Genomic DNA, 24,736 nt, shown 5'->3' on the forward strand with positions numbered 1-24,736 from the left:
CCCCGCCTGGTCCCGCACGGGACGGTCAGGCCTGGGGCAGTGAAGGAAGAACCGCCTTGGCGAACGCCTGCGCCGCCTGGCAGCGATCCAGTTCCTTCTCCTTCGAGCCCGCGACGATGAACTCCACGATCTCACCCGCGTCGGCCTGATCCCTCGTGCGGATCAGCACCAGCTCGCAGGTGGGGTACGCGCCGTCCCTGAACGACTGGTACCCCTTCAGCCCGCCACCGAGATCGGTCTCGACGGACCTGCTGTCGAACTTGCCGTCCTTCGGGATGCGCGCCGTCTTGAACTCGATCTGCATCTGCGCGCTCTGCCCCGTCCACGAGCACTGGTGCAGACCGTACGGCAGCGCCCGCGGTGAGGCACCGAGCACCGGCGCGAGCACCGACTTCTCCACGATCGCGCACGGGTCGACCTCGACCGGCGAGCCCTTCGGGGGGCTGTACTTCTGCGGGTTGCCCTTGAGCTTGCGCACGGCGCCTTCGAGCACCTTGCGCCCCGGCTCGCACGCCTCGTTGCCGTCGGTGCCGGTGTTCACCTGCAGTCGCACGGCCTGCGCCGGGCTCTCCTGCGTCACGGCCGAGATGAAGCACGAGGTGTTGCTCAGCTTCTGCTCCGCGCTCTTGAGGCCCGCGATCTGCTTGGTGGCCCTCTTCAGCTCGGTGGACGTCAGCGAGTAGCCGATGTCCAGCGTGAAGTTCAGCGTCTTGCCGGTCTTGTCCTTCATGTAGTTGGAGCAGCGCGTGTAGGAGCTGCTCGAGTACCTCGACGGCGTGCCGACCGTCTGCAGCAGGTCCTTCTCGATCAACGCACACGGGTTGACCAGGCGCAGCCGCTCCGCCGAGAACGCCGGATCGACCGGTTTGTTCGGCGGAGCGGACTGCTTGACCGACGGGTCGGTCGACGTCGACGTGTCCGCACCCGCCTGCACGGTGCGGCGCGGCGAGTTGGTCTTGGCGAGACCCGGCCCGGTCGCACAGCCGGCCATCAGCAACGCGGCGGCGGCGACCACAGCGGTGGCACGAAAACGAGGCACGACGTGCACGGTAGCGACCTTTGCGCGCCTTCGTGGGCGGTACCCCGAGTTACCCCGTGGCACATGTCACCCACAGCTACGGGAACGATTCAGAAGATCCACGCGCTGTACTGGGTGAAGACCCCGACAGAAGGAGAGACGTGCGAAACCGAATCCGCCGCGCATTCAACTGGCTCGACGCGTGGACGATCGAGGCCTTCAACCCTGTTTACCCTGGTCGTCCGCAGTCATAGCTCCTTGATCGGCTGCTTGTCCGTGTCCGCGAACTGAGGGCGCAACATCGCCCACGCCGCGAACACCGCCGACAGCGCCACCATGGCGATGCCGGCCCACAGGTTGATGTTGACCCCTTCGGCCTTCTTCAGGTCCTCGTCGGTCGTGAACCCGAGCCCGATGACGACCAGTACAACGCCGTACAGGCCGAAGAGGAAAGCGATGATCAGTCGCAGGTCGAACAACCTCATGGCAGCCTCCCTCAGCCGAAGATGAAGTAGAGAACGGTCGTCAGGGCCAGCACTCCGCCACCCAGCAGGGCGGGCGAGCGGTACCAGCCCGCGTCCTCACCGGTGGTGGCGTGCGCCCTGTCCTTCTTGGGCGTGAGGCTGTAGACCAGCCCGACGAGCTCGCTGTCCGGCTTGGGCCTCGTGACCATGGTGACCGCGACGCTCACGACGATGTCGACCACGAACGCGAGACCCGCGCCGAGGAAGCTCGCGCCCTGACCGGGCAGTTCCAGCAGCTCGATGCCGAACGACGGCTCCGAGATCGCGTAGATGAAGATCGCGGTGAACGTGCCCGCGAGCAGACCGACCCACCCGGCGGTTGGCGTCATCCGCTTCCAGAACATGCCGAGGATGAACGTCGCGAACAGCGGCGCGTTGAAGAACGAGAACAGCGCCTGGATGTAGTCCATGATGTTGGACCCGCCGAGCGCCGCCGCGATGAACGCCGTGCCGATCGCGAGGACGCACGCACCGACCGTGGCGAGACGCCCGATGCGCAGGTAGTACTCGTCCGGCTTGTCCTTCTTGATGTAGTCCTGCCACAGGTCGTACGTGAAGACGGTGTTGAACGAGCTGACGTTCGCCGCCACACCGGCCATGAAGCTCGCCAGCAGACCCGTGATCGCGATGCCGAGGATGCCGTTGGGCAGCAGGTCGCGCATCAGCAACGGCAGCACGTCGTTGTAGGCCACCCCACTGCTCGTGTCGCCGGCCTTGAGCTGCGCCATCTCCGGCACGATCAACGCGGCGATGATGCCGGGAATGATGATGATCGCCGGGATCAACGCCTTCGGGTACGCGCCGATGATCGGCGTGCGCTTGGCCGCGGACATCGACTTCGCGCTCATCGCGCGCTGCACCTCGGCGAAGTTCGTCGTCCAGTAACCGAACGACAGCACGAAGCCGAGACCGAACACCAGACCGATGACACTCCACACCGGATGGTCGATGCCGGTGAGTTCGGTCGCGGGCCAGGCGGACAGCTGCTCCTTGTCGGTCACCTTCTCGACGATGCCCTGCCAGCCGCCGACCTTGATCAGTCCGACGATCGTCAACGGCGCCAGCGCGGCCACGATGACGAAGAACTGCAGCACCTCGTTGTAGATGGCCGCACTCAGACCACCGAGCGTCGTGTACGCGAGCACCACCAGCGCCGCGACGCAGATGGACACCGGCAGCGGCCACCCGAGCAGCGCGTCGATGATCACCGCGAGCGCGAACAGGTTGATGCCCGCGATCAGGATCTGCGCGACGGCGAAGCTGATGGCGTTGACCAGGTGGGCCGGCTTGCCGAACCGGCGGCGCATGAACTCGGGGACACTGCGCACTTTCGAGCCGTAGTAGAACGGCATCATCACCAGACCGAGGAACACCATCGCGGGGATGGCGCCGATCCAGTAGTAGTGCACGGTCGCCATGCCGTACTGCGCGCCGTTCGCCGTCATGCCCATCAGCTCGAGCGCGCCGAGGTTCGCGGAGATGAACGCGAGCCCGGTGACCCACGCCGGGAGCGATCGCCCGGACAGCAGGAAGTCGAGACTGGTGGAAACGGATCGTCGTGCCATCACGCCGATGCCGAGAACCACCGCGAAGTAGATGACGAGCAACGCGTAGTCGATCGGTCCCGCGTCAAGCCGCAGGTCCGCCTCGGCCAGCACCGACATCGACACTGCCCACCTCCAACACTTTCAACAAAGTCGAACACAACCGACCAGGAGAGGACAGTACTCCAGGTGAGCGAGTTCCTACCCCGTGTGGATGATCACCAAACCACGAGGTCTCGCGGGACGCTCGCTGAAAGCGGAAGGCAGGGAAATCGGGTGCGCGGGCATGCCGCCGAAGCCGAGACTGATCACGTGACCGAACCGAGCCTCGTCTGCCACTTCTGCGGCGGAATGCCGGCATCGCCCAGGGACGACCATGCGTTCTACGTGCTGTGCGACCACTGCTCGCTGAAGTACATGACCTGGCCGTGCCCAGGCTGCGGCGAGATGAGGCACGGCGTGCGCGCACACGAAAGTCAACCCTGCGGGACATGCGAGACCGCACGACAGTGGGCTGCGTTTCCGCAGACCGTGCGTGACGAGATCGACCTCGCGATCGCCGAGCGGCCCGCAATCCGGGCGATCATGCGGATTCGCGAGCTGACCGAGATCGGGCTCCAGGAAGCGATGCAGCTCCTGCACTACCGCAGCTCAAGGAGCTGAGATGCCTCTCCCGTACTCCGCGGCGATCGCCACGATCGGCCTCTTCCACGGGCCCTAGAACAGCCGGAACTCGTCCGGCTCGATCCCGCGCAACGCGTCGTAGTCCAGCACCACGCACCGAATCCCGCGGTCTTCGGCCAGCACTCGCGCCTGAGGCTTGATCTGCTGCGCCGCGAAGATGCCGCGCACCGGCGCGAGCAGCGGGTCGCGGTTGAGCAGTTCCAGGTACCGGGTGAGCTGCTCGACGCCGTCGATGTCACCGCGCCGCTTGATCTCCACGGCGACCGACTTGCCGCCGGAGTCGCGGCACATCAGGTCGACCGGGCCGATCGGGGTCGGGAACTCGCGGCGCACCAGGGACCAGCCGTCGCCCAGGGTCGTGACGTGCTCGGCGAGGAGCTTCTGCAGGTCGGCTTCGACGCCGTCCTTCTGCAGGCCCGGTTCGGGGCCCAGCTCGTGCTTGGAGTCGTGCATGACCTCTTCGAGGGTGATGATCAGCTTCTCCCCCGCCTTGTTCTGCACGGTCCAGATGTCCGGGTCCTCGATCAGCCAGCAGGGCGGGCTCATCCAGTTCAACGGCTTGTACGCGCGGTCGTCGGAGTGGATCGACACCGAGCCGTCGGCCTTGATGAGCAGCAAGCGCTGCGCCATGGGCAGATGGGCGGTGAGTCGGCCTACGTAGTCGACCTTGCAGCGAGCGATGACGAGACGCACCGCGACAGGCTACGGGGTGTGTCCAACCACCGGGCGTTAGGTACGGTCCGTGCCGTGGAAAGCCTCGGCACCCGTCAGGTGTACGCAAACCCGTGGATGACCGTTCGCGAGGACGAGATCAAACGCGCGGACGGTTCGAACGGCATCTACGGCGTGGTCGACAAGCCCGACTTCGCGCTGATCATCCCGCTCGACGGCGAACGCGTGCGGCTCGTCGAGCAGTTCCGGTACCCGATCGGCCTGCGCCGCTGGGAGTTCCCGCAGGGCACCGCGCCGGACCGCGCCGCCTCCGACCCGCTGGAGCTGGCCCGTCGCGAGCTCCGCGAGGAGACGGGGCTGCGCGCCGGCCGGATGATCGAGCTCGGCGTGCTCGACGTCGCGCCCGGCATGTCCTCACAGCGAGGTCGCGTGTTCCTCGCGACCAACCTGTCCGAGGGCTTCCACGAGCGGGAGCACGAGGAGCAGGACATGCGGTCCGCGTGGTTTCCGCGCGCCGACTTCGAGTCGATGATCTCCAAAGGCGAGATCAGCGACGCCCAGTCGATCGCCGCCTACACGCTCCTGCTGCTGCACGAGCACTCCCAGCCCTAGTTGTGGCTGCCTTGGAAAGCCGCGCGGTAGCTCTGCGGTGAGGTTCCGGCGATCCGCTTGAACCTGTCGCGGAACGCCGTGGCCGATCCGAAGCCCACGCGGCTCGCGATCAGCTCCACCGGGTCCCTGGTCGTCTCCAGCAGGTGCTGCGCCTGGCGGACCCGCGCGCGGTGCAGCCACTGGAGCGGCGTCGTGCCGGTCTGCTCGCGGAAGCGCCGGTTCAACGTCCGCGTGCTCATGCCCGCCTGCTTCGCCAGGTCCTCCAGCGTCAGCTCCCGCGGCGCGTTGGCCTCCATCCACAACAGCAGGGGTTCGAGCTCCGCGCCTTGAGGCGCCGTGGGCGGTGTCACGATGAACTGCGCCTGCCCGCCTTCTCTCTCCAAAGGCATCACGGCGAACCGCGCCGCGTCGGCCGCCACCGCCGAGCCGTGATCGCGCCGGATCATGTGCAGGCACAGGTCCAGCCCCGCCGCGGCGCCCGCGGACGTGAGGAACTGCCCGTTGTCGACGTAGAGCACGTCCGGGTCGACCTCCAGCGCCGGAAACCGCGCCGCCAGCTCCTCGGCTCCCAGCCAGTGCGTGGTCACCCGCAACCCGTCGAGCAGACCGGTCGCCGCGAACACGAACGCCCCGGTGCAGATCGACGCGATCCGCGCGCCCCTCGCCGCCGCCTGCCGCAGCGCGTCGACCAACGGCTTCGGGACGACCATGTCCGGGTCGTGGCCGGGAAGGACGATCGTGTCCACTTCGGACAGCAACTCCAAGCCGTACGGGAGCTTGATCTCGAAACAGCCCGCGTCGACAGTCCTCTTCGGACCGCAGACCCGCACGCGGTACCGCCCGACCCAGTTGAACGCGTCGACCGGCGTCGCGAAGTCGAACGGGACGACGCTGTCCATCGCTACCACTGCCACCTGGTGCACGTCCTCCACCGTAGCTGGCGAGAATCCGTTGGAACATGGCATTCCAGCCAGTTCTCGACGGGTTCCGGCCCTCCTACGGTTTGATCACCGACGCGAGGAGACGCAGTGAAGGCCCAAGTGGTGTTGTTCGACGGTTTCGACCCGCTGGACGTGATCAGCCCGTACGAAACGCTGATCGCGGGCGGGATCCCGGCCGAACTGGTGGCGGTGGAGGGACCGCGCAAGGTTCCCGCCGGGATGAACCTGCTGTCCCTCGACGCGACCGCCCGGCTCGATCCCGGCGCCGGCATCATCGTCGTGCCCGGTGCGGCGGCCATGCAGGAGGACGAGGTGTTCGCCCTGCTCAGTGCGGCGGCAGCCACACTCGGGCCCGTGCTCAGAGACTCGAAGGCGATCATCGCCACCGTGTGCGGAGGATCGCTGCTGCTGGGCATCGCCGGCCTGATCAAAGGCCGCAACGCCACCACGAACCACCTCGGTCTGCACGCGCTGGAGTCGATGGGGGTGAACGCCGTCCGCGCCCGCATCGTCGACGACGGCGACCTGGTCACCGCCGCCGGTGTCACCTCCGGCGTCGACCTGGGTCTCTACCTCGTCGAACGCGAGGTCGGCGCCCAGCAGGCCCTGGAGGTCGAGACGCTGTTCGCCCACGAACGCCGTGGCACGGTGTGGAGCGCGGCGTGAGCAAGTTCTTCCTCTCGCTGCACGTCCTGGCCGCCATCATCGCGATCGGCCCGGTCACCGTCGCCGCCAGCATGTTCCCGAAGGCCGTGACCACGGCCGGCAATCCCGAACTGCTGCACCGGATCTGCCGCGTCTACGCGCTCATCGGCATCTCGGTGCCGGTCTTCGGCTTCGCGACGGCCGGCGTGATGGGCGTGACCGGCCACCCCTGGGTGATCGTGTCGATCGCGCTCACCACCGCCGCCGCGTTCGTGCTCGCCCTGAAAATCCTTCCCGGCCAGGAGAAGGCCATCAGGACCAAGGACGTCAGGCACCTGGCCATGTACACGGGCGTCTTCAACCTGTTGTGGGCGACCGTGACGGTGCTGATGATCCTCCGGCCGGGCTCGACGACCGGTGCCTAGACGCCCTAGCGCTGCGAGACCGGCCGCACGACGATCTCGTTGACGTCGACCTCCGCCGGCTGCGAGATCGCGTACGCGATGGCGTCACCGATGGCGGACGCCGGCAGCGCGAGCTTGCGGAAGTCCTCCATCAGCGAGGCCGCGAAGTCCTCGGTGATGGTGTCCGCCAGCTCGGACTCCGTGACACCGGGCGAGATCACGGTGACGCGCAGGTCGTCGCGCTCCTGCCGCAGCCCCTCGGACAACGCCCACACCGCGTACTTCGTCGCGCAGTACACGGCGGCGGTCGGCATGACCATGTGCGCGCCGATCGAGGCGACGTTCACGACGTGCCCACCGCCCGTGAACCGGGGCAGCACCGCGGCGATGCCGTTCAGCACGCCCTTGATGTTCACGTCCACCATGCGGTCCCACTCGTCGACCTTCAGCGACTCCATCAGGGACAACGGCATCACGCCCGCGTTGTTCACCAGCACGTCGACTCGCCCGTACCGTTCCACAGCGGCATCCACGAAGGACTGGAAGGACTCGCGGGACGTCACGTCGAGCGGCGCGTACGCACCGCCGATCTCGTCCGCCAGCGCCGCCAGCCGGTCCTCCCGCCGTGCCCCCAGGAACACCTGGTGCCCGGCCTTGGCGAGGACCCGGGCCGTCGCCTCGCCGATACCGCTGGAAGCTCCGCTGATCACCACGACTTTTTCGCTCATGGCACCAACGATCGGCGCCTGGCGCGGCCCCTACCAGGACACCTTCTCCCTAGGAGTGGCACACCCAGGCAGAAACCGAGGCCGCGTAATAGCCTCGACACCGTGCTCGGAGAGTTCCTGAAAGCCCATCGTGCCCGCGTCGACCCCCAGGACGCGGGCCTGCCGAGCCACACCCAGCGCAAGGTCAAGGGCCTGCGCAGGGAAGAGGTCGCGGTGCTGGCCGGCGTGAGCGCGGACTACTACGCCCGTCTCGAACAGGGCCGTGAGACCAACCCGTCCGCTCAGGTCCTCGACGCCCTGAGCCGCGCCCTCCAGCTCGACACCGACGCGCGGGCACACATGCACCGCCTCGCCGGGGTCGTCGCGGACGAAGGTCATTCGACCGACAAGGTCAGCCCGGAACTGATGCGGCTCATCGGCGGCATGCACGACATGCCCGCGTTCGTGATGAACTCGCTGCTCGACATCCTCGCGGTGAACCCGCTGGCCGAGGCCCTCTACGAGCCGTTCACGCCCGCCGACAACGCCGCCAGGATGACGTTCCTCGACCCCGCCGCCGCGAGCTTCTACCCGCGCTGGAACTGGGTCGCGCAGAGCACCGTCGGACACCTGCGCCAGACCGCCGACCCGAAGTCCCCGCGCCTGCGGCAGATGGTGGAGGCGCTCAGCGAGAGCGCGACGTTCCGCGAGCTCTGGGACCAGCACGAGGTGCGCGGGAAGACTCAGGACGCCAAGGAGTTCGTGCATCCGGCCGTCGGCGCGCTGAAGCTGAACTACCACTCGTTCGACGTCCGCGAGGCGCCCGGCCAGTTCCTGGTGGTCTACCAGGCGGAGCCGGGCCCGAACGCCGACGCGCTGCGGCTCCTCGCGACTAGTCGGGCCACACGGGCGGCCGCTTCTCCAGGAACGACGCACGTCCCTCTTTGGCTGACGGGGACTGCGAAGTCTCGGCCATGACGGACAGCGCGATCTCGTACCCGTCGATCTCAGGCCGGTCCAGCTGCGCGTAGATCGTTCGCTTGCCGATCGCCTTCGACGACCTGCTGCCCCGCGTGGCTCGCGCCAGCAGGTCGTCCGTCGCGGCGTCCAGCTCGTCCGCGGGCACCGCGCGGTTGATCAGCCCCCACTCGACCGCGGTCGCCGCGTCGATCACGTCGCCGGTGAGCACGAGTTCCATCAACCGCTTGCGCCCGATCGAGCGCGCCACCGGCACCGCGGGCGTGTGGCAGAACCACCCGGCCTTGCCGCCAGGCAACGAGAACCCTGCCGTGTCCGCCGCGACCGCCAGATCGCACGAAGCCACGAGCTGACATCCGGCCGCCGTCGCCAGCCCTTGCACGCGAGCGATGACCACTTGCGGCGCGGACTGGATCGTCTTCATCAGCACGGTGCACAGCTCCAGCAGCAGCCGCACGCCTTCCTCGTCACGGGCGTGCACGTCCGCGAAGTCGTGCCCGGCGGAGAAGACAGGCCCGTCGGCGGCCAGCACGATCCCGGCCGCGTCCGACGTGCCTGCCTCGCGGAACGCGTCCAGCAGCTCCGTGAGGTGCTCGGCGGACAGCGCGTTGCGCTTGGCCGCACGGTTCATCGTGATCCGGACGACGGACCCGTCCCGCGAAACGTCAACCATTCCGCGACACTAAGGCCCTACGAGAGGGAGCGCACTTCTCGAATCACGGTGACGATCTCGTCCATGATCTCGGTCAGCTCGTAGTCCTTGGGCGTGAACACCCGCGCCACGCCACGCTCGCGCAGCTTGGCGGCGTCGCCCGGCGGGATGATGCCGCCGACGATGACGGGAATGTCCCCGGCACCGGCCGCGCGCAGGCCGTCGACCACGGCGGGCACGACCTCCAGGTGCGAGCCGGAGAGGATCGAGAGGCCCACGACGTGCACGTCCTCCTGCACGGCGGCCGAGACGATCTGCGACGGCGTGAGGCGGATGCCCTGGTAGACGACCTCGAAACCGACGTCGCGGGCGCGCACGGCGACCTGCTCGGCACCGTTGGAGTGGCCGTCGAGGCCCGGCTTGCCGACGAGCATGCGCAGGCGCTCGCCCATCTCCTCGCCGGTCGACCGCACCCGCTCGCGCACACGCGCGATCTCCGAGCCCGCCTCGCCGGAAGCCGACGCACCGGAAACGCCTGTGGGAGCACGGTATTCGCCGAACGTCTCCCGCAGTGCCTGCGACCACTCGCCGGTCGTCACTCCGGCCCGCGCGCACGCCAGCGTCACCTCGACGAGGTTCCGGTCGGTTTTCGCGGCCTCGCGCAGAGCGTCCAGGGACGCCTCGACCGCGGCGTTGTCGCGGTCGGCACGCCACTGCTTGATCGCCTCTACGGCCTGCGCCTCGACGACCGGGTCGATGGTCTCGATCGAGTTCGCGCCCTCGGCCTGCAGCGGCGACGGCTCGGTCGTGTCGAACTTGTTGACGCCCACCACGACGTCCTCGCCCGCCTCGACGCGGCGGCGGCGATCCGCCAGTGAGGACACGAGGTTCGACTTCATGTAGCCGGACTCGACGGCCGCGACGGCGCCGCCCATCGCCTGCACGCGGTCGATCTCCTCGCGCGCACCGGCCAGGATGTCGTTGACCTTCGCCTCGATGACCGGTGAGCCGTCGAAGATGTCCTCGTACTCCAGCAGGTCCGTCTCGTAGGCGAGCACCTGCTGCATGCGCAACGCCCACTGCTGGTCCCACGGGCGCGGCAGGCCGAGTGCCTCGTTCCACGCGGGGAGCTGGATGGCGCGCGCACGGGCGTTGCGGGACAACGAGACCGCGAGCATCTCCAACACGATGCGCTGGACGTTGTTCTCCGGCTGCGCCTCGGTGAGGCCGAGGGAGTTGACCTGCACGCCGTAGCGGAACCGGCGGTGCTTCGGGTTCTCGACGCCGTAGCGCTCCAGCGTGATCTCGTCCCACAACTGGGCGAACGCGCGCATCTTGCACATCTCCTCGATGAACCGCACACCGGCGTTCACGAAGAAGGAGATGCGGGCGACGACCTCACCGAACTTCTCCTGCGGCACCTGACCGGAGTCACGCACCGAGTCGAGGACGGCGATCGCCGTGCACATCGCGTACGCGACCTCCTGCGCCGGCGTCGCGCCGACCTCCTGGAGGTGGTAGCTGCAGATGTTGATCGGGTTCCACTTCGGCACGTTCGACACGGTCCACGCGACCATGTCGGTGATCAGCCGCAGCGACGGTCCCGGCGGGAACACGTAGGTGCCGCGGGACAGGTACTCCTTGATGATGTCGTTCTGCGTCGTGCCGGCGAGCGCCGACGGGTCCGCGCCCTGCTCCTCGGCCACGGTGACGTACATGGCGAGCAGCCACATGGCCGTCGCGTTGATCGTCATCGACGTGTTGGCGCCGGCGAGCGGGATCTGGTCGAAGAGCTGCCGCATGTCGCCGATGTGGCTGACGGGCACGCCGACCTTGCCGACCTCGCCCTTCGCGAGCTCGTCGTCCGGGTCGTAGCCGGTCTGCGTCGGCAGGTCGAACGCCACCGACAGCCCGGTCTGGCCCTTCGACAGGTTGCGGCGGTAGAGCGCGTTGGAAGCGGTGGCCGAGGAGTGACCCGCGTACGTGCGCATCACCCAGGGCCGGTCACGCTCACGGTCAGCTGGGTACGGCACAGCAACCTCCCACATCGTCGTTGACCGGAGCGTACTGGCCGGTAACAGTCGTCGCGCGTGCGATTGCTCACTGAATCGTGACCACTGGGAGCATGATGAAGAGGTGACGGGCTTCTACCAGACCGGGATCGTCTTCGCGGTTCTCGGCTTGCTGGCTCTGGTGCTGAGGTACTTCGCGGGCAACGACAAACGCCCCGTGCCGGATCTGGACGGCACGGACTTCGGGTTGCTGAGCGAGGTCGCGGTCGTGCCCACAGAGGAGGCCGCAAACGTTCTCGTGCAGAAGCTGAAGCAGAACGGGGTGCGTGCCACGCGTTCGCGACACGCGCCTTACCAGGTGATGGTGTTCCCGGCGGACGTCCCGAACGCGCGGCTGGTGCTCAAGACGTGAGTTCGCGTCGGTCGTCCGAGTGCCTCTTTCCGCCAACCGCCGGAGGCGATTCGGGGGAAAGCGGCGGTCGGATGACCGACTTCCCGGCGAATCTCACCGCGCGAGCGGGCGAGCGCAATCAGACACTGACTCGCTCCACGTTCGCACCCAGCTTGCGGAGGTTCTCCACGAAGCCGGGGTACCCGCGCTCGATGTGGAAGATCTCGTAGACCTCGGTGGCCCCGTCCGCGCACAGGCCGGCGAGGACGAGTCCCGCGCCGGCGCGGATGTCCGACGCCCACACCGGCGCGCTGGACAGCTTCTCAATGCCGCGGATCACGGCGTGATGGCCGTCCGTGCGCGCGTCGGCCCCGAGCCTGATCATCTCGTCGATGAACCGGAACCGTGACTCGAACAGGTTCTCGGTGATCATCGAGGTGCCCTCGGAGACCGTGGACAGCGCGATCGCGAACGGCTGGTTGTCCGTGGCGAAGCCGGGGTACGGCAGCGTCACGAAGTCGACCGCCTTGGGCCGCCCCTCCATGACGACGCGGAACCCCTCGTCCTCACCCTCGTAGACGGTGACCTCGGCGCCCGCCATGCGCAGCTTCTCCAGCACCAGGTCGAGGTGGTGCGGGTTCACACCGCGCACCCGCACGTCGCCACGCGTCATGACGGCGGCGAAACCCCAGGTGGCGCCCACGATCCGGTCACCGATGACGCGGTGCTCGGTCGGCTTGAGCTCGGTCACGCCGTGGACGGTGAGGGTGGACGTGCCGGCGCCCTCGACCTTCGCACCCATCTGGTTGAGCATCAGGCAGAGGTCGACGATCTCGGGCTCGCGGGCGGCGTTGTCGATGACCGTGGTCCCGGTGGCGAGCACGGCCGCCATCAGGATGTTCTCTGTCGCGCCCATGCTCGGGAAGTCGAGCCAGATCTGCGTGCCGTGCAGCCCCTCGGCCTCGGCGACGATGCAACCGTGCTCGATCCACGTCCTCGCACCGAGCTTCTCGAGCCCGCTCTGGTGCATGTCCAACGGCCGCGACCCGATCGCGTCACCGCCGGGCAACGCCACGACCGCGCGCTTGCACCGCCCGACCAGCGGCCCGAGCACGCAGATGCTCGCGCGCAGCTTGCCCATGGCCTCGGAGTCAGCCCGATGACTCAGCTCCGCGGGCGTCGTGATCCTCGCCACGTCACCTTCGAGCAGGACCTCGCACCCGAGACTCCGCAGCGCGTCCGCCATCAGCGGCACGTCGAGGATGTCCGGGCAGTTGGTGATGGTCGTGGTGCCCTCGGCCAGCAGGGCTGCGGCCATCAGTTTGAGCACGCTGTTCTTGGCGCCGACGACGTCAACGTCGCCGACCAGCCTTGCGCCACCGTGTACCCGGAAATGCTCGCTCACGCGGCAATCCTACGTACGGCTCTAAAGTGCCAGCCATGGCGGTACATCTCACCAAGATCTACACGCGGGTCGGCGACGACGGCACGACCGGACTGGGCGACTTCTCCCGCGTCCCCAAGACCTCGGCACGCATCGAGGCCTACGCGGACGTGGACGAAACGAACGCGTCCCTCGGCGTGGCCCTGGCACTGGGCCAGCTGGCACCAGACGTCTTCGACGTGGTGCGCAAGGTCCAGAACGACCTCTTCGACGTCGGAGCGGACCTCTGCACCCCGATCACCCCGGACCCGAAGTACCCACCCCTGCGCGTGACCCAGGCCTACGTGGACCGCCTGGAGACCTACTGCGACACGTTCAACGAACGCCTGGGCAAGCTCGACTCGTTCATCCTGAACGGCGGCACGCCGGGAGCGGCCCTGCTGCACCAGGCACGCACCATCGCCCGCCGCGCGGAACGGCGCACGTGGTCGCTGATCGAAGAGGACGCCGAGCACACCAACGTCCTCACGGCCAAGTACCTGAACCGGCTCTCGGACCTGCTGTTCATCCTGGCTCGGGTGGCGAACCCGGACGGCGACGTCCTGTGGCAGCCGGGCGAGAACGCCTGACGCACGCAAGGCACCGCGCGGTGCCGCCAGGCGCACGCCTTCGCACGGCGATCGCGTACGAGTCCTGGCGTGGAGATGCTGAGCGAGCGGTCTGACCTAGTGCGCCGAGTGGCGGTCGGGTCCGCTCGCGCGGTCACATCTGGCGCGGCAGGCGGTCACCCCCGCTGGAACCGGCGTCAGCCAACGCAACCCGACCCGCACGCAAAACGACCCGCCGGGAAACCCCCGACGGGTCGTTCGCACAATCTCAAGAAGCCCAGGGAATCGATCGCCCCGGAGGCGAAGACTCGAGCCAGGACAAGAACCCGGTGAGAGCGTCCGGCCCCATGGCGATCTCGACCTCACCAGAGGCAGACCTGCATCGCAGCACGATCGCCCCCACCGGCATGGCGTAGGCCTCAGGCCCGGTCGGCTCGCGGCGGGCGTCGATCTCGAGCCCGTCCCGGGAGATCAGCTCGTTCGGCCCTGACCCGAGCGACAGCACCCGGAACCAGGCGAACGAGTCGCCCCGGTAGTGCCCCACGCCCAGGTGCCAGCCACGCCCGCGATCGTCGAACTTGCTGCGCAGGGCGACGTGCACACCGCCCTCGCGCAGCAGCCGGATGCGGCGCCAGGCGAAGCAGGTGATGATGATCGCCACCCCAAGAAGGATCAGGCCGGCAATCTCGGTGATCCCCACGGCTGCGGCCTCGTGCCCGGTCTCAGGCCGACTGTTCCACGGCCCGCACGCGCGCTGCCGCACGTGCGCGCTCTGCGTCGTCCGCGTCCTGCAGAGCAGTGCGCGCCGCGTTCACGTCGATCTCGCCCGCGAGCTCGGCGTCCTCGGCGAGAATCGATACGCCGGTGCCGGTCACGGAGAGGAAGCCACCGTGCACGGCGGCGGTGACAAGGCCACCGTCGGTCGTGCGCACCCGCACCACGCCACCCTCGACCAGCTGGCCGAGCACGGGCTCGTGACCGGGCAGGATGCCGATCTCGCCCTCGGTGGTCTGCGCCGAAACAGAGGTGGCCTTGCCGGACCACAAACGGCGTTCAACGGCGACCAGTTCAACGGTCATCTCGGCCACGCGTATCTCCCTCGTCGTCTGGAGTCGAACTGAGTCTAAACGGTCGCCTGACGACCTTGCCGCCCCGCCCGGTGTCAGCACCTTCGACGACCGCCGAAGGGGAGACGTGCAGGACTTCGAGGGCTTCGCGGCGTTGCGGTCGCAGGCCCTGTCGCGCGCCGCCTGCTTGCTGTGCGGCGGCGACAAAAGCGACGCTGAGGACATTCTGCATGACGTCCTCAAGACCATGTACGGCAAGTGCCGCCGAATCAGCTCCTCACCTCAAGCGTACGCACGCGCAAGCTGGCCAACGCGGCCGCGAACCGCCGGCGCCGACGATGCGGAGTTCCTCGGAACGTGCTGGCACCTGTGGGACGAGGCGGAGCCGGATGAGCCCGTGACCGAAGTCTCATCGATGCCGACTCCCCTAGGTGCCGTGCCAGGAGCGCCAGAGCGTGGCGTAGGCGCCGTCTCTGGCGACCAGTTCGTCGTGGGAACCCAACTCCACGACACGACCCGCGTCGACGACCGCGATCCGGTCGGCGTCGCGCGCGGTCTGCAGGCGGTGCGCGATCGCGATCACCGTTCGTCTTTCGCGCACGGCCGCGATCGCACGCTCCGCGTGCCTGGCCGTGGCCGGGTCGAGCGAGGACGTCGCCTCGTCCAGCACCAACGTGTGCGGATCGGCGACCTCGACGCGGGCGAGCGCCAGCTGCTGGGCCTGCGCGGGGTCCAGTTCGAGTCCGCCCGCACCGAGCAGCGTGTCCAGGCCTTCCGGTAACTCCTCGAACCACCCCGCGCCGACGGTGCGCAACGCTTCGAGCAACCGGGCGTCCGGAGCGTCCGGGGCCGCCATCGCGAGGTTTTCCCTGACCGTGCCGATGAACACGTGGTGTTCCTGCGTGACCAGCACGATCCGCTGCTGCCCGGCTGCCGCGAGGTCGGCGACGGGCACTCCGCCGACGAGCACCGACCCCTCCCCCGGCCGGTCGACGCCCGCGATCAAGCGGCCCAGCGTCGACTTGCCCGCGCCGGAGACGCCCACGATCGCCAGCCGTTCTCCCTGCTGCACCACGAGATCGACGCCGTGCAGGACCTCGTGGCCGTCCACATAGGAGTAGTGGACCCCGCTGACCTCGATGCGGTCGCCGTCCGGTTCGCGGACGGCGGGCGCGGGTTCGACGTGGGCACCGATCCCCTCGATCCGCGCGAACGACGCGCCGCCGCGCTGCAGGAACTCGACCCAGAACAGGATGCGGTCCATCGGCTCGACCAGCCGCCACACCCACAACACCGCCGTGACGACGACCTCGATCCGCACACCGTCGGCCGCGTAGAAGAAGCCACCGACGAGCAGCACCAGCGCGGCCGGCAGGGTGTTCACGAAGGTGGTCACCGGGAACAGCACGTTCCTGAGCGCGAGCGTCCGCAGCCGCGCCCGGTACGACCGCGCGATGGTGTCGTCCGCCGCCGCCACCATCCGGGCCCTCAGCCCGTACGTCTCGATCGTCCGGCTGCCCTCACCGACCGCCGCGGACATCTCCGCGACGTCGCCGTTGGCCTCGCTCTCCGCGAGGTACGCGTCGCGCGCACGGGCGAGGTACCAGCGCACCACCCACACCACGAACGGCATGCCCGCCAGCGAGACGAGACCGAGCACCGGGTCGAGCCAGAACACCGCCACGAACACGACCACGAGGTGCACGGCGCCCGCGAGCACCTCGGGCACGCTGTCCCGCAACGCCTGGCCGACCGTGCCGACGTCGCTCGTCACGCGGGTCAGCAGGTCGCCCGTGCTCAGCCGATCGACCACTCGCGCGGGCAGTGCCAGCGTGCGCGTCACCGCCTCCTCCCGCAGCGAGGCCAGGAACCGCTCGCCGAGCCTCGCCGCCCGCAACGCGCTGTACCGCACCAGCACCAGGTGCAGCACGGCCGCACCGAGCACCGCGAGAGCGAGCTGGTCCACAGTGGACAGCGTTAGGGAACCAGCCTCCACCCCACCGACGATCTTGCCGAGCAGGTACGGCCCGACGAGCCCCGACAACGCCGAGAGCGCGGTGAGCACGAGCACCCCGGCCAGCGCACGCCGTTCGCCCCGCAGCAGCCGCGCCGCCGCCTGCCGCACCTCACGGCGGTCCGCGATCGGCAGCCTGGTCATCGGCTTCCCTCCAGGTGCACGACCTGATCCGCCTGGCCCGCCCACAACGGTGACGACGACACGACCACCGTGGTCCGGCCCGTCCGCGTCTCCCGCACCCTCTTCGCCACCGCCGCCTCGGTCACCGCGTCGAGCGCGGACGTCGGCTCCACCAGCACCAGCAGTTCCGGTTCGCTCAGCAACGCCCGCACGAGCCGCAGCCGTTGCCGTTGGCCGCCGGAAACGTTGCGCCCCTGCGATTCCAGGTGTGAGTCGAGGCCGTCCGGCAACGCCTCCACGACGTCCACGGCGGCCGCCGCGTACAAGGCCTCGTCCAGCTCGTGGTCGCCGTGCACCGCCACTGACACCGCCTCGCGCACGGTGCCCGCGAACAGGTAGTCGTCGTTGTCCGCCAACACTCCCGGCAGCCGTTCGACGGCGGCCCTCGCCAGCGTCGCGTTCGCCGAGAAGACCACGGTCAACGCACCGGTCTTCACGTCCAGCGGCTCGGCGTCACCGCTGTTCTCCTCACGCTGCAACCGCAGAACGTCGATGACGCGCCGCGCCGACACCAGCGCACGCGGAATCGCGTCCGCCCCTTCCATGAAGAAGGCGACCGGCACGGTCAGCGTGGTGACGTACAGGTAGACCGCGACCATCTGCTCGATCGAGATGGCACCGGTCACCACCATGCGCGCCACGATCCACGTGACCACGGCGAGGAACAACGCGGGCAGTCCCCACGTCAGCGCCTGCACCCAGCTCAGCCACGCCGACACCCGGTAGCCGTCTTCGAGGACCTCTCGTGACTGAGTCCGGAACCGCGCCTCGAACGCCGGCTTCCCGCCGATGCCGGACAGCACCCGCAGCCCGCCCACGATGTCGCCGGCCCGCGAACTCAGCTCACCCTGCCGCTGCCGGTACCCGGCCTCCACGGCGTGCAGCCGGCTCAGGACGGGCCCGGTCACCACGGCGAGCACCGGCACCCCGAGCAACACCACCACGGCGACCAGCGGCGAGATCCGCACCAGCAACACCGCCGTGGCCACGTACGCGACCACGGCACCCACTCCGGGCCCGGTACTGGTCAACGCGTGCGCGATCCGTGCCGTGTCACCGTTCTGCAGGTACGTGAGCTCCCCTGCGGACAGCTTCCGCCGCACCACCCCGCCGAGACGGGTGACGTGCCGGACGACGATCTGCGCCGTGCGCAACGAGGCATCGGTCCGCACCAACGTCATCGTGCGGTGCCGGGCGATGAAGACCAGGGCCAGCCCCACCGCCGTCGTGAGCAGAGCACCGCACCACCACAGCAACGCGACCCGGTCGCCACCGCGCACACCGTCCTCGACGGCCCTCGAGATGAGGTACGGCGGCAGGATCAGCCCGCACATCGACAGCGAGCCCCACCACGCCCCGGCGAGCACCCGCCCACGCTGCACGAGCACGAGCCACCACAGGTACCGCCAGGGCGAGCGGACGTCCGGCGTCCCCGGGTCGTCGTACGGAACGTGTCGGGCCATGCACCCGACCTTGCCATCACCCGGCGGGCGCCACGACCGTTTTCGCCTTCAGCCCAATTGCACCAACGGCCGTTGCGCCCAACGCCGCTATGAACGCGAACGCGTAGAAGCCCCACGGGTGCGCCAGTCCTGCCGTGAGCAACGCACCGCCGAGGAGCGGCCCACTGATGGCACCCAGCCGTCCGATCCCAGCGGCCCAGCCGATCCCGGTGGCCCGGTTCTCCTCGTAAACCCGCCCCGCATAGGCGTAAACGAGCACCTGCGCGCTGAACACGAAGCACCCGGCCAGCAACACGGCCACGTACACGCCGACACCCGGCAGCTTGATGCTCAGCAAGGCCAGGAACACCACGGCAGCCGCGAACCACCCGATGGCCGCGGGCCTGATCCCGATCCGGTCGGCGACCGCTCCGGCGATCAGGAGTCCCACCACCGCACCGATGTTGAGCGTGAGCAGCAACGCCAGGGCCGTCCCGAGCTCGTATCCGGCGCTGCGCATGATCTGCGGCAGCCAGGTGTTCAGCCCGTACACGAGCAACAGCCCCATGAACGACGCCACCCAGAACGCGATCGTCGCCCTCCGCAGGCCCGGCTTGAACAGCGATCCGACCGCCTCCAGCGCGGGAGCCCTGCGCGTCACCGTCTCCGGCAAGTGCTTGACCATCAACGGAATCAGCACCAACGCCGGCAGCGCCCCCACCACGAACAGCGACCGCCAACCCAGCTGCGGGATGAGCACGATCCCCAGCAGCGCCGTGATGACCGCGCCGACGTGGTACCCGGTCATGATGAGCGTGGTGGCCCGCCCGCCCTGCTGCGGCCGAGCCTCGTTGACCAGCGCGATCGCCGTGGGCAGACAGCCACCGAGGCCGAGCCCCGCGAGGAACCTGAGGATCCCGAACGTCGTCGCGTCCGGCGCGAACGCACAGGCGAGCGTGAACAGGGAGAACCCGGCCACCGCGTAGATCATCACCTTGCGCCGCCCGATGACGTCGGTGATGGTCCCGATGATCAACGCGCCGAGCATCATCCCGACGAGACCCGCCGTGGACACCGCGCTGGCGCTCGCCGTCGTGAGCAGCTTCTCCTGCAACAGCACAGGAATCACCGTGCCGAGCACCACGAGGTCAAAGCCGTCGAGCAGGACAGCGGTCCAGCACAGCGGCAACACCCATTTGTTCACGCGCTCCTCCTCCTCGTCGAGGCGCCTGGTGATGCCGAGCATCGTGCGACGTCAGGGCCCGCGATCGGGAGTGCGATTTCCATCCACCGGAAACGTCAAGTGCTCCGGACATGACGAAGGGCCGCCCCTCCACAAAGGAGGGACGGCCCTTCGAGAAGTCAGCGAGCCTCAGTTACCGGCAAGCTTCTTGGCGTTGGCCTCGACGTCGTCCAGCCCGCCGCAGGAGAAGAACGCCTGCTCCGGGTAGTGGTCGAACTCGCCCTTGCACACGCGGTCGAACGCCTCGATCGTGTCCTTGATGGGCACGAAGGAGCCGGGCTGACCGGTGAACTTCTCGGCCACGATGAAGTTCTGGCCGAGGAAGCGCTCGAGGCGACGCGCGCGACCGACGAGGACCTTGTCCTCCTCGGAGAGCTCGTCCATACCGAGGATGGCGATGATGTCCTGCAGCTCCTTGTACTTCTGCAGGATTCGCTTCACCTCCTGGGCGACCCGGTAGTGCTCCTCGCCGACGATCGACGGCTCGAGGATTCGAGACGACGACGACAGCGGGTCGACGGCCGGGTAGATGCCCTTCTGGGAGATCGGACGGGAAAGCTCCGTCGTCGCGTCCAGGTGGGCGAAGGTCGTCGCCGGGGCGGGGTCGGTGTAGTCGTCCGCGGGCACGTAGATGGCCTGCAGCGACGTGATCGACCGACCGCGCGTCGAGGTGATGCGCTCCTGGAGCTCACCCATCTCGTCGGCCAGCGTCGGCTGGTAACCCACGGCCGAAGGCATGCGGCCCAGCAGGGTCGACACCTCGGAACCGGCCTGGGTGAACCGGAAGATGTTGTCGATGAAGAGCAGCACGTCCTGGTTCTGCACGTCGCGGAAGTACTCCGCCATCGTGAGAGCGGACAGCGCGACGCGCATACGCGTGCCGGGCGGCTCGTCCATCTGACCGAAGACCAGGGCGGTGTCGCTGAGAACGCCCATCTCCTCCATTTCGAGGAGGAGGTCGGTGCCCTCACGGGTGCGCTCACCGACGCCGGCGAACACCGACGTACCGGAGAACTCACGCGCGATACGCGTGATCATCTCCTGGATGAGCACGGTCTTGCCGACACCCGCGCCGCCGAACAGGCCGATCTTGCCACCCTTGACGTACGGGGTGAGCAGGTCGATGACCTTGATGCCGGTCTCGAGGATCTCGGTCTTGCCCTCGAGCTGGTCGAAGGCGGGCGCCTTGCGGTGGATGCCCCACTGCTCGCCGTCGCGGCCGAGGCCGGGCACGTCGAGGCAGTCACCGAGGGCGTTGAAGACGTGGCCCTTGACGACGTCACCGACGGGGACCGAGATGGCCTTGCCGGTGTCGGTCACGGTCGCACCGCGCACCAGACCGTCGGTCGGCTGCATCGAGATGGTGCGGACGAGGTTGTCGCCGAGGTGCTGAGCGACCTCGAGGGTCAGCGTCTTGGCGACGGCCTCGAAGGTGATCTCGGCGTGGCAGGCGTTGAACAGCTCTGGCACGGCGCCGCGCGGGAACTCCACGTCGACGACCGCACCGATCACCCGGACCACACGGCCGGTGCGGGTGGTGGTGGCAGTAGCACTCATGTCAGTCATCACTTCCTGCGCCACCGGTAAGCGCGGAGGCGCCACCGACGATCTCGCTGATCTCCTGGGTGATCTGGGCCTGACGGGCCGAGTTCGCCGCCCGGCTGAGGTTGCGCACGAGCTCCGTCGCGTTGTCCGTCGCCGCCTTCATGGCCGTACGACGAGCCGCCGACTCCGAAGCCGCCGCCTCCAGCATGGCCGAGAACAGCCGCGTCTTCACGTACTTGGGCAGCATCGCTCCGAGCAGCGCTTCCGCACTGGGCTCGAAGTCGTACACCGCGCGGGGGCCCTTGGGGGTCTCACCGGTGTACTCGACGTCCATCGGCGCGATCCGCCTGGCGGTCGGCGTCTGGCTCAGCATGGACTTGAACTCGGTGTACACGACGTGGATCTCGTCCACGCCCTGCGCGCCGTTCTCCGTGCCCTCCAGGAACGCCTCCACCAGCGCGTCACCGGCCTCGACGGCGTTGACGTAGTGCGGGGTCTGGGAGAACCCGCTCCACGACGCGGTGACCTCGCGACGGCGGAAGTTGAAGTACCCGATCGCCTTGCGGCCGGTCGCGTACAGCACCGGCTCCTTGCCCTCGGACTTGAGCAGCTGGATCAGCTGCTCAGCGGCCTTGAGCACGTTCGCGTTGTAACCACCGCACATGCCCTTGTCACTGGTCACGACCAGGACGGCGGCACGCTTGGGGTTCTCCCGTTCCGACAGCAGCGGGTGGTCGAGGTTCGCCGAGGCCTCGGCCAACGCGGAGAGCACGTTCGTGATCTCGTCCGCGTAGGGGCGCGAGGCCGCGACCCTGGTCTGCGCCTTGGCGAGGCGAGACGTGGCGATGAGCTCGTACGCCTTCGTGATCTTCTTGGTCGAGTTGACCGTTCGGATCCGCTGGCGGAGCTCCCGAATCTGTGCGCCCATGGCTCAGATCACTTCTTGGTGGGCTCGGGCTTGTGGACCTTCACCGACTCCTGGGCGACCTTGTCGGCGTCCATCGCCTTCTCGGAAGCCTCGTTGACGATCGTCGTGCCGTCCGAAGCGGTGAACTGCTTCTTGAACTCGGACACGGCGGCGGCAACGCGCTTCTGCGAGTCCTCGGGGAACTTCTTGGTCTCGACGATGCTGCTCAGCACGTCCGCGTGGTTGCGGCGCAGCGAGTCCTTGAAGTCCGCGACGAACCGGCGGATGTCGGCGACGGGGACGTCGTCCAGGTGACCCTTGGTCGCGGCGAAGATCTCGACGACCTGCTCCTCGACGGGCACCGGGGAGTACTGGCCCTGCTTGAGCAGCTCGACCAGACGGGCACCGCGGTCCAGCTGGGCGCGCGACGCGGCGTCGAGGTCGGACGCGAACGCGGAGAAGGCCTCCAGCTCGCGGAACTGCGACAGGTCGAGGCGCAGCGAACCCGCGACGTCCTTCATCGCCTTGATCTGCGCGGCACCACCGACGCGGGAAACGGAGATACCCACGTTGACGGCCGGGCGGACACCGGCGTTGAACAGGTCGGACTCGAGGAAGCACTGACCGTCGGTGATCGAGATGACGTTGGTCGGGATGTACGCCGACACGTCGTTCGCCTTGGTCTCGATGATCGGGAGACCCGTCATCGAACCGCCGCCGAGCTCGTCCGAGAGCTTCGCGCAACGCTCGAGGAGACGCGAGTGCAAGTAGAAGACGTCGCCGGGGTAGGCCTCGCGGCCCGGCGGGCGGCGCAGCAGCAGCGAGATCGCGCGGTACGCCTCGGCCTGCTTGGTCAGGTCGTCGAAGATGATCAGGACGTGCTTGCCCTGGTACATCCAGTGCTGGCCGATGGCGGAGCCGGTGTACGGCGCCAGCCACTTGAAGCCGGCGGAGTCAGAAGCGGGGGCGGCGACGATCGTCGTGTACTCGAGTGCGCCCGCCTCCTCCAGCGCGGCCTTGACGCCCGCGATGGTGGAGCCCTTCTGGCCGATGGCGACGTAGACGCAGCGGACCTGCTGCTTCGGGTCGCCCGACTCCCAGGCCTTCTTCTGGTTGATGATCGTGTCGATGCAGACCGCGGTCTTGCCGGTCTTGCGGTCACCGATGATCAGCTGACGCTGACCGCGACCGATCGGCGTCATCGCGTCGATGGCCTTGATGCCGGTCTGCATCGGCTCGGACACCGGCTGGCGCTGCAGCACGGAAGCCGCCTGCAGCTCCAGGGCGCGGGTGTCGTCGGCGACGATGTCACCGAGACCGTCGATCGGCGTGCCCAGCGGGTTGACGACGCGACCGAGGAAGCCGTCGCCGACCGGCACGGACAGGACCTTGCCCGTCCGGCGGACCTCCTGGCCCTCTTCGATCTTGTCGAAGTCACCGAGGATGACCGCACCGATGTTGCGGACCTCGAGGTTCAGGGCAACGCCGAGGACGCCACCGGGGAACTCGAGCAGCTCGTTCGTCATCGTGCCCGGGAGGCCCTCGACGATGGCGATGCCGTCGTAGGTCTCGGCGACGGTACCGACCTCTTCCCGGCTGACCTCCGGGGAGTAGCTCGAGACGTACTTCTCGATCGCACTGCGGATCTCGTCCGACGAGATCGTCAGCTCCGCCATGTCGTTCCTGCTCTCACTTCTTCGTACTTGGGAAAGGGCTCGGGGGCTAGCTGGCGAGATTGCGGCGCAGTGCCGCCAACCGGCCGGCGACGCTTCCGTCGATGATCTCGTCGCCGATCTTGATCGTGAGGCCGCCGCCGAGCGAGGAGTCGACCTCGACGTGCAGCGCGATCGGGCGCGAGTAGATCGTGGTCAGCGTCGCGGTCAAGCGGTCGACCTGCTCCGCGGTCAGCGCCACCGCGGACCGGACGTGCGCGACGGAACGCTGACGGCGCTTGGCCGCCAGGTCGGCGAGCTCGGAGAGCCCGTCCGCCACGCGCACTCCGCGCGGGTTGCGAACCAGCTGGTCCACCAGCGTCTTGGTGACCGGGCTGACCTTGCCCTGGATCAGGGAGTCGACCAGCGCGACCTTGCCGGAGACGTCACCGGCGGGGTCCGCCAGCAGCAGCTCGAGCTCGTTCGAACCAGCCACGATGCGGCCGAGCCGGAACAGCTCGTCCTCAGTCGAGTCCAGCTGGCCGTCGCGCTCGGCACGCACCAGCAGCGTGGTGCGGGCGAGCGACTCGACACCGTCCACGAGCTCGCGCGGGCTGGACCAGCGCGCGGTCACGACGGCGACCAGGATCTGCAGGGTCGCTTCGCCCACCTTGCCCGCGAACAGGCCGCGAACCAGCTGCTCACGACCAGCGGCCTCGGACGAGGCGTCGGCGAGCGCGCCGCGCAGCGAGCGCTGACCGATCAGCACGTCGAGCACGGCGAAGAGCTCCTCGCCGAGCTTGGCGAGGTCGGCCGTCGACGTGGTGGCGTCGGCCAGCTCCAGCAGCCGCAGTTCCGCGGCTGCCAGAGCTTCACGACTTGCGGCATGCAACGTCATCGGCAGCCT

The 24,736-nt window shown here is 68.4% G+C and carries 25 protein-coding genes; 7 read left to right on the forward strand and 18 right to left on the reverse strand.

All coding sequences use genetic code 11. The features are described 5' to 3' along the window. Nucleotides 1-25: 25 nt before the first annotated feature. From LX88_RS37860 to LX88_RS37870, 3 genes are all read right to left on the reverse strand, one after another. Nucleotides 26-1,039 (reverse strand): DUF3558 domain-containing protein, encoded by a 1,014-nt coding sequence (locus tag LX88_RS37860; RefSeq protein WP_258952573.1) that lies wholly within the window; start codon nucleotides 1,037-1,039, stop codon nucleotides 26-28. 227 nt (nucleotides 1,040-1,266) lie between these two features. Further along, on the reverse strand, nucleotides 1,267-1,503 hold the full coding sequence (locus LX88_RS37865; protein ID WP_258952574.1) for a hypothetical protein: 237 nt from the start codon (nucleotides 1,501-1,503) through the stop codon (nucleotides 1,267-1,269). An 11-nt stretch (nucleotides 1,504-1,514) separates the two neighbouring features. Continuing rightward, the gene (locus tag LX88_RS37870) at nucleotides 1,515-3,206 is read right to left on the reverse strand and encodes a sodium:solute symporter family protein (protein WP_258952575.1); all 1,692 of its coding nucleotides are present in this window, start codon (nucleotides 3,204-3,206) and stop codon (nucleotides 1,515-1,517) included. A gap of 192 nt (nucleotides 3,207-3,398) precedes the next feature. Here LX88_RS37870 and LX88_RS37875 point away from each other — a divergent pair, with 192 nt between their 5' ends. Beyond that, entirely contained in the window at nucleotides 3,399-3,749 is a 351-nt protein-coding gene (locus LX88_RS37875) for a hypothetical protein (RefSeq protein WP_258952576.1), read from the forward strand. A 54-nt stretch (nucleotides 3,750-3,803) separates the two neighbouring features. Here the strand turns inward: LX88_RS37875 and nucS are convergent, their stop codons facing one another. Continuing rightward, nucleotides 3,804-4,463, reverse strand: coding sequence for an endonuclease NucS (nucS, locus tag LX88_RS37880; protein WP_258952577.1), 660 nt, complete (start codon nucleotides 4,461-4,463; stop codon nucleotides 3,804-3,806). Between the two features lie 54 nt (nucleotides 4,464-4,517). On the opposite strand from nucS, the gene LX88_RS37885 reads away from it, so the two are divergent. After that, entirely contained in the window at nucleotides 4,518-5,054 is a 537-nt protein-coding gene (locus tag LX88_RS37885; RefSeq protein WP_211335355.1) for an NUDIX domain-containing protein, read from the forward strand. Here LX88_RS37885 and LX88_RS37890 read toward each other — a convergent pair. Beyond that, entirely contained in the window at nucleotides 5,051-5,977 is a 927-nt protein-coding gene (locus tag LX88_RS37890) for a GlxA family transcriptional regulator (protein WP_258952578.1), read from the reverse strand. The two genes, LX88_RS37885 and LX88_RS37890, sit on opposite strands and share 4 nt — an antisense overlap. A gap of 105 nt (nucleotides 5,978-6,082) precedes the next feature. Between LX88_RS37890 and LX88_RS37895 the strand changes: the two genes are divergently transcribed. Next, on the forward strand, nucleotides 6,083-6,661 hold the full coding sequence (locus tag LX88_RS37895; protein WP_258952579.1) for a DJ-1/PfpI family protein: 579 nt from the start codon (nucleotides 6,083-6,085) through the stop codon (nucleotides 6,659-6,661). After that, nucleotides 6,658-7,065 (forward strand): hypothetical protein, encoded by a 408-nt coding sequence (locus LX88_RS37900; RefSeq protein ID WP_258952580.1) that lies wholly within the window; start codon nucleotides 6,658-6,660, stop codon nucleotides 7,063-7,065. Before LX88_RS37895 ends, LX88_RS37900 begins: the two co-directional genes overlap by 4 nt. Nucleotides 7,066-7,070: 5 nt before the next feature. On the opposite strand, the gene LX88_RS37905 is transcribed toward LX88_RS37900, so the two are convergent. Beyond that, entirely contained in the window at nucleotides 7,071-7,772 is a 702-nt protein-coding gene (locus LX88_RS37905; protein WP_258952581.1) for an SDR family oxidoreductase, read from the reverse strand. 102 nt (nucleotides 7,773-7,874) lie between these two features. Here LX88_RS37905 and LX88_RS37910 point away from each other — a divergent pair, with 102 nt between their 5' ends. Then, nucleotides 7,875-8,729 carry a helix-turn-helix transcriptional regulator gene (locus LX88_RS37910; RefSeq protein WP_258952582.1) on the forward strand — a complete coding sequence of 285 codons (855 nt, stop codon included), beginning with the start codon at nucleotides 7,875-7,877 and terminating at the stop codon, nucleotides 8,727-8,729. On the opposite strand, the gene LX88_RS37915 is transcribed toward LX88_RS37910, so the two are convergent. Next, complete coding sequence (locus LX88_RS37915) at nucleotides 8,644-9,402, reverse strand: enoyl-CoA hydratase-related protein (RefSeq protein WP_258952583.1); 759 nt, start codon at nucleotides 9,400-9,402, stop codon at nucleotides 8,644-8,646. The genes LX88_RS37910 and LX88_RS37915 overlap by 86 nt on opposite strands. 17 nt (nucleotides 9,403-9,419) lie before the next feature. After that, the gene (locus tag LX88_RS37920) at nucleotides 9,420-11,414 is read right to left on the reverse strand and encodes an ethylmalonyl-CoA mutase (protein ID WP_258952584.1); all 1,995 of its coding nucleotides are present in this window, start codon (nucleotides 11,412-11,414) and stop codon (nucleotides 9,420-9,422) included. A 103-nt stretch (nucleotides 11,415-11,517) separates the two neighbouring features. Here LX88_RS37920 and LX88_RS37925 point away from each other — a divergent pair, with 103 nt between their 5' ends. Then, a complete protein-coding gene (locus LX88_RS37925) occupies nucleotides 11,518-11,805 on the forward strand; it encodes a hypothetical protein (protein WP_258952585.1) in 288 nt (95 codons plus the stop codon). Nucleotides 11,806-11,923: 118 nt separating this feature from the next. On the opposite strand, the gene murA is transcribed toward LX88_RS37925, so the two are convergent. Continuing rightward, nucleotides 11,924-13,189, reverse strand: a complete 1,266-nt coding sequence (gene murA, locus LX88_RS37930) for a UDP-N-acetylglucosamine 1-carboxyvinyltransferase (protein ID WP_258952586.1) — start codon at nucleotides 13,187-13,189, stop codon at nucleotides 11,924-11,926. Nucleotides 13,190-13,224: 35 nt separating this feature from the next. Here murA and LX88_RS37935 point away from each other — a divergent pair, with 35 nt between their 5' ends. After that, complete coding sequence (locus tag LX88_RS37935; protein WP_090066611.1) at nucleotides 13,225-13,797, forward strand: cob(I)yrinic acid a,c-diamide adenosyltransferase; 573 nt, start codon at nucleotides 13,225-13,227, stop codon at nucleotides 13,795-13,797. A gap of 247 nt (nucleotides 13,798-14,044) precedes the next feature. Here LX88_RS37935 and LX88_RS37940 read toward each other — a convergent pair whose 3' ends face one another. The 9 genes from LX88_RS37940 to LX88_RS37980 all read right to left on the reverse strand — a co-directional run bounded on the left by LX88_RS37940 (nucleotide 14,045) and on the right by LX88_RS37980 (nucleotide 24,733). Then, nucleotides 14,045-14,476: a DUF2550 domain-containing protein gene (locus tag LX88_RS37940; RefSeq protein WP_258952587.1), complete on the reverse strand. Its 432-nt coding sequence runs from the start codon at nucleotides 14,474-14,476 to the stop codon at nucleotides 14,045-14,047. 22 nt (nucleotides 14,477-14,498) lie between these two features. Continuing rightward, entirely contained in the window at nucleotides 14,499-14,864 is a 366-nt protein-coding gene (locus LX88_RS37945; RefSeq protein ID WP_090008738.1) for a F0F1 ATP synthase subunit epsilon, read from the reverse strand. 406 nt (nucleotides 14,865-15,270) lie between these two features. Next, the gene (locus LX88_RS37950; protein WP_258952588.1) at nucleotides 15,271-17,001 is read right to left on the reverse strand and encodes an ABC transporter ATP-binding protein; all 1,731 of its coding nucleotides are present in this window, start codon (nucleotides 16,999-17,001) and stop codon (nucleotides 15,271-15,273) included. Continuing rightward, nucleotides 16,998-18,503, reverse strand: a complete 1,506-nt coding sequence (locus tag LX88_RS37955) for an ABC transporter transmembrane domain-containing protein (protein ID WP_258952589.1) — start codon at nucleotides 18,501-18,503, stop codon at nucleotides 16,998-17,000. Before LX88_RS37955 ends, LX88_RS37950 begins: the two co-directional genes overlap by 4 nt. Nucleotides 18,504-18,519: 16 nt before the next feature. Continuing rightward, nucleotides 18,520-19,728, reverse strand: coding sequence for an MFS transporter (locus LX88_RS37960; RefSeq protein ID WP_258952590.1), 1,209 nt, complete (start codon nucleotides 19,726-19,728; stop codon nucleotides 18,520-18,522). 126 nt (nucleotides 19,729-19,854) lie between these two features. Further along, entirely contained in the window at nucleotides 19,855-21,291 is a 1,437-nt protein-coding gene (gene atpD / locus LX88_RS37965; protein WP_090066617.1) for a F0F1 ATP synthase subunit beta, read from the reverse strand. Continuing rightward, a complete protein-coding gene (locus LX88_RS37970; protein WP_258952591.1) occupies nucleotides 21,284-22,198 on the reverse strand; it encodes a F0F1 ATP synthase subunit gamma in 915 nt (304 codons plus the stop codon). Before LX88_RS37970 ends, atpD begins: the two co-directional genes overlap by 8 nt. Before the next feature lie 8 nt (nucleotides 22,199-22,206). Then, entirely contained in the window at nucleotides 22,207-23,853 is a 1,647-nt protein-coding gene (atpA, locus tag LX88_RS37975; RefSeq protein ID WP_258952592.1) for a F0F1 ATP synthase subunit alpha, read from the reverse strand. A gap of 46 nt (nucleotides 23,854-23,899) precedes the next feature. Next, a complete protein-coding gene (locus tag LX88_RS37980; RefSeq protein WP_258952624.1) occupies nucleotides 23,900-24,733 on the reverse strand; it encodes a F0F1 ATP synthase subunit delta in 834 nt (277 codons plus the stop codon). Nucleotides 24,734-24,736 lie beyond the last annotated feature (3 nt).

This window comes from Lentzea californiensis (assembly GCF_024648825.1).
GTDB classification, from domain to species: domain Bacteria; phylum Actinomycetota; class Actinomycetes; order Mycobacteriales; family Pseudonocardiaceae; genus Lentzea; species Lentzea californiensis.

Excerpts from the sequence above, each read along its gene's own strand:
- LX88_RS37915 (WP_258952583.1), bottom strand. The coding sequence starts at position 9,402 with ATGGTTGACGTTTCGCGGGACGGGTCCGTCGTCCGGATCACGATGAAC.
- atpA (WP_258952592.1), bottom strand. The coding sequence starts at position 23,853 with ATGGCGGAGCTGACGATCTCGTCGGACGAGATCCGCAGTGCGATCGAG.
- LX88_RS37870 (WP_258952575.1), bottom strand. The coding sequence starts at position 3,206 with ATGTCGGTGCTGGCCGAGGCGGACCTGCGGCTTGACGCGGGACCGATC.
- LX88_RS37865 (WP_258952574.1), bottom strand. The coding sequence starts at position 1,503 with ATGAGGTTGTTCGACCTGCGACTGATCATCGCTTTCCTCTTCGGCCTG.
- LX88_RS37935 (WP_090066611.1), top strand. The coding sequence starts at position 13,225 with ATGGCGGTACATCTCACCAAGATCTACACGCGGGTCGGCGACGACGGC.
- LX88_RS37950 (WP_258952588.1), bottom strand. The coding sequence starts at position 17,001 with ATGACCAGGCTGCCGATCGCGGACCGCCGTGAGGTGCGGCAGGCGGCG.
- atpD (WP_090066617.1), bottom strand. The coding sequence starts at position 21,291 with ATGACTGACATGAGTGCTACTGCCACCACCACCCGCACCGGCCGTGTG.
- LX88_RS37960 (WP_258952590.1), bottom strand. The coding sequence starts at position 19,728 with ATGCTCGGCATCACCAGGCGCCTCGACGAGGAGGAGGAGCGCGTGAAC.
- LX88_RS37905 (WP_258952581.1), bottom strand. The coding sequence starts at position 7,772 with ATGAGCGAAAAAGTCGTGGTGATCAGCGGAGCTTCCAGCGGTATCGGC.
- LX88_RS37955 (WP_258952589.1), bottom strand. The coding sequence starts at position 18,503 with ATGGCCCGACACGTTCCGTACGACGACCCGGGGACGCCGGACGTCCGC.
- LX88_RS37970 (WP_258952591.1), bottom strand. The coding sequence starts at position 22,198 with ATGGGCGCACAGATTCGGGAGCTCCGCCAGCGGATCCGAACGGTCAAC.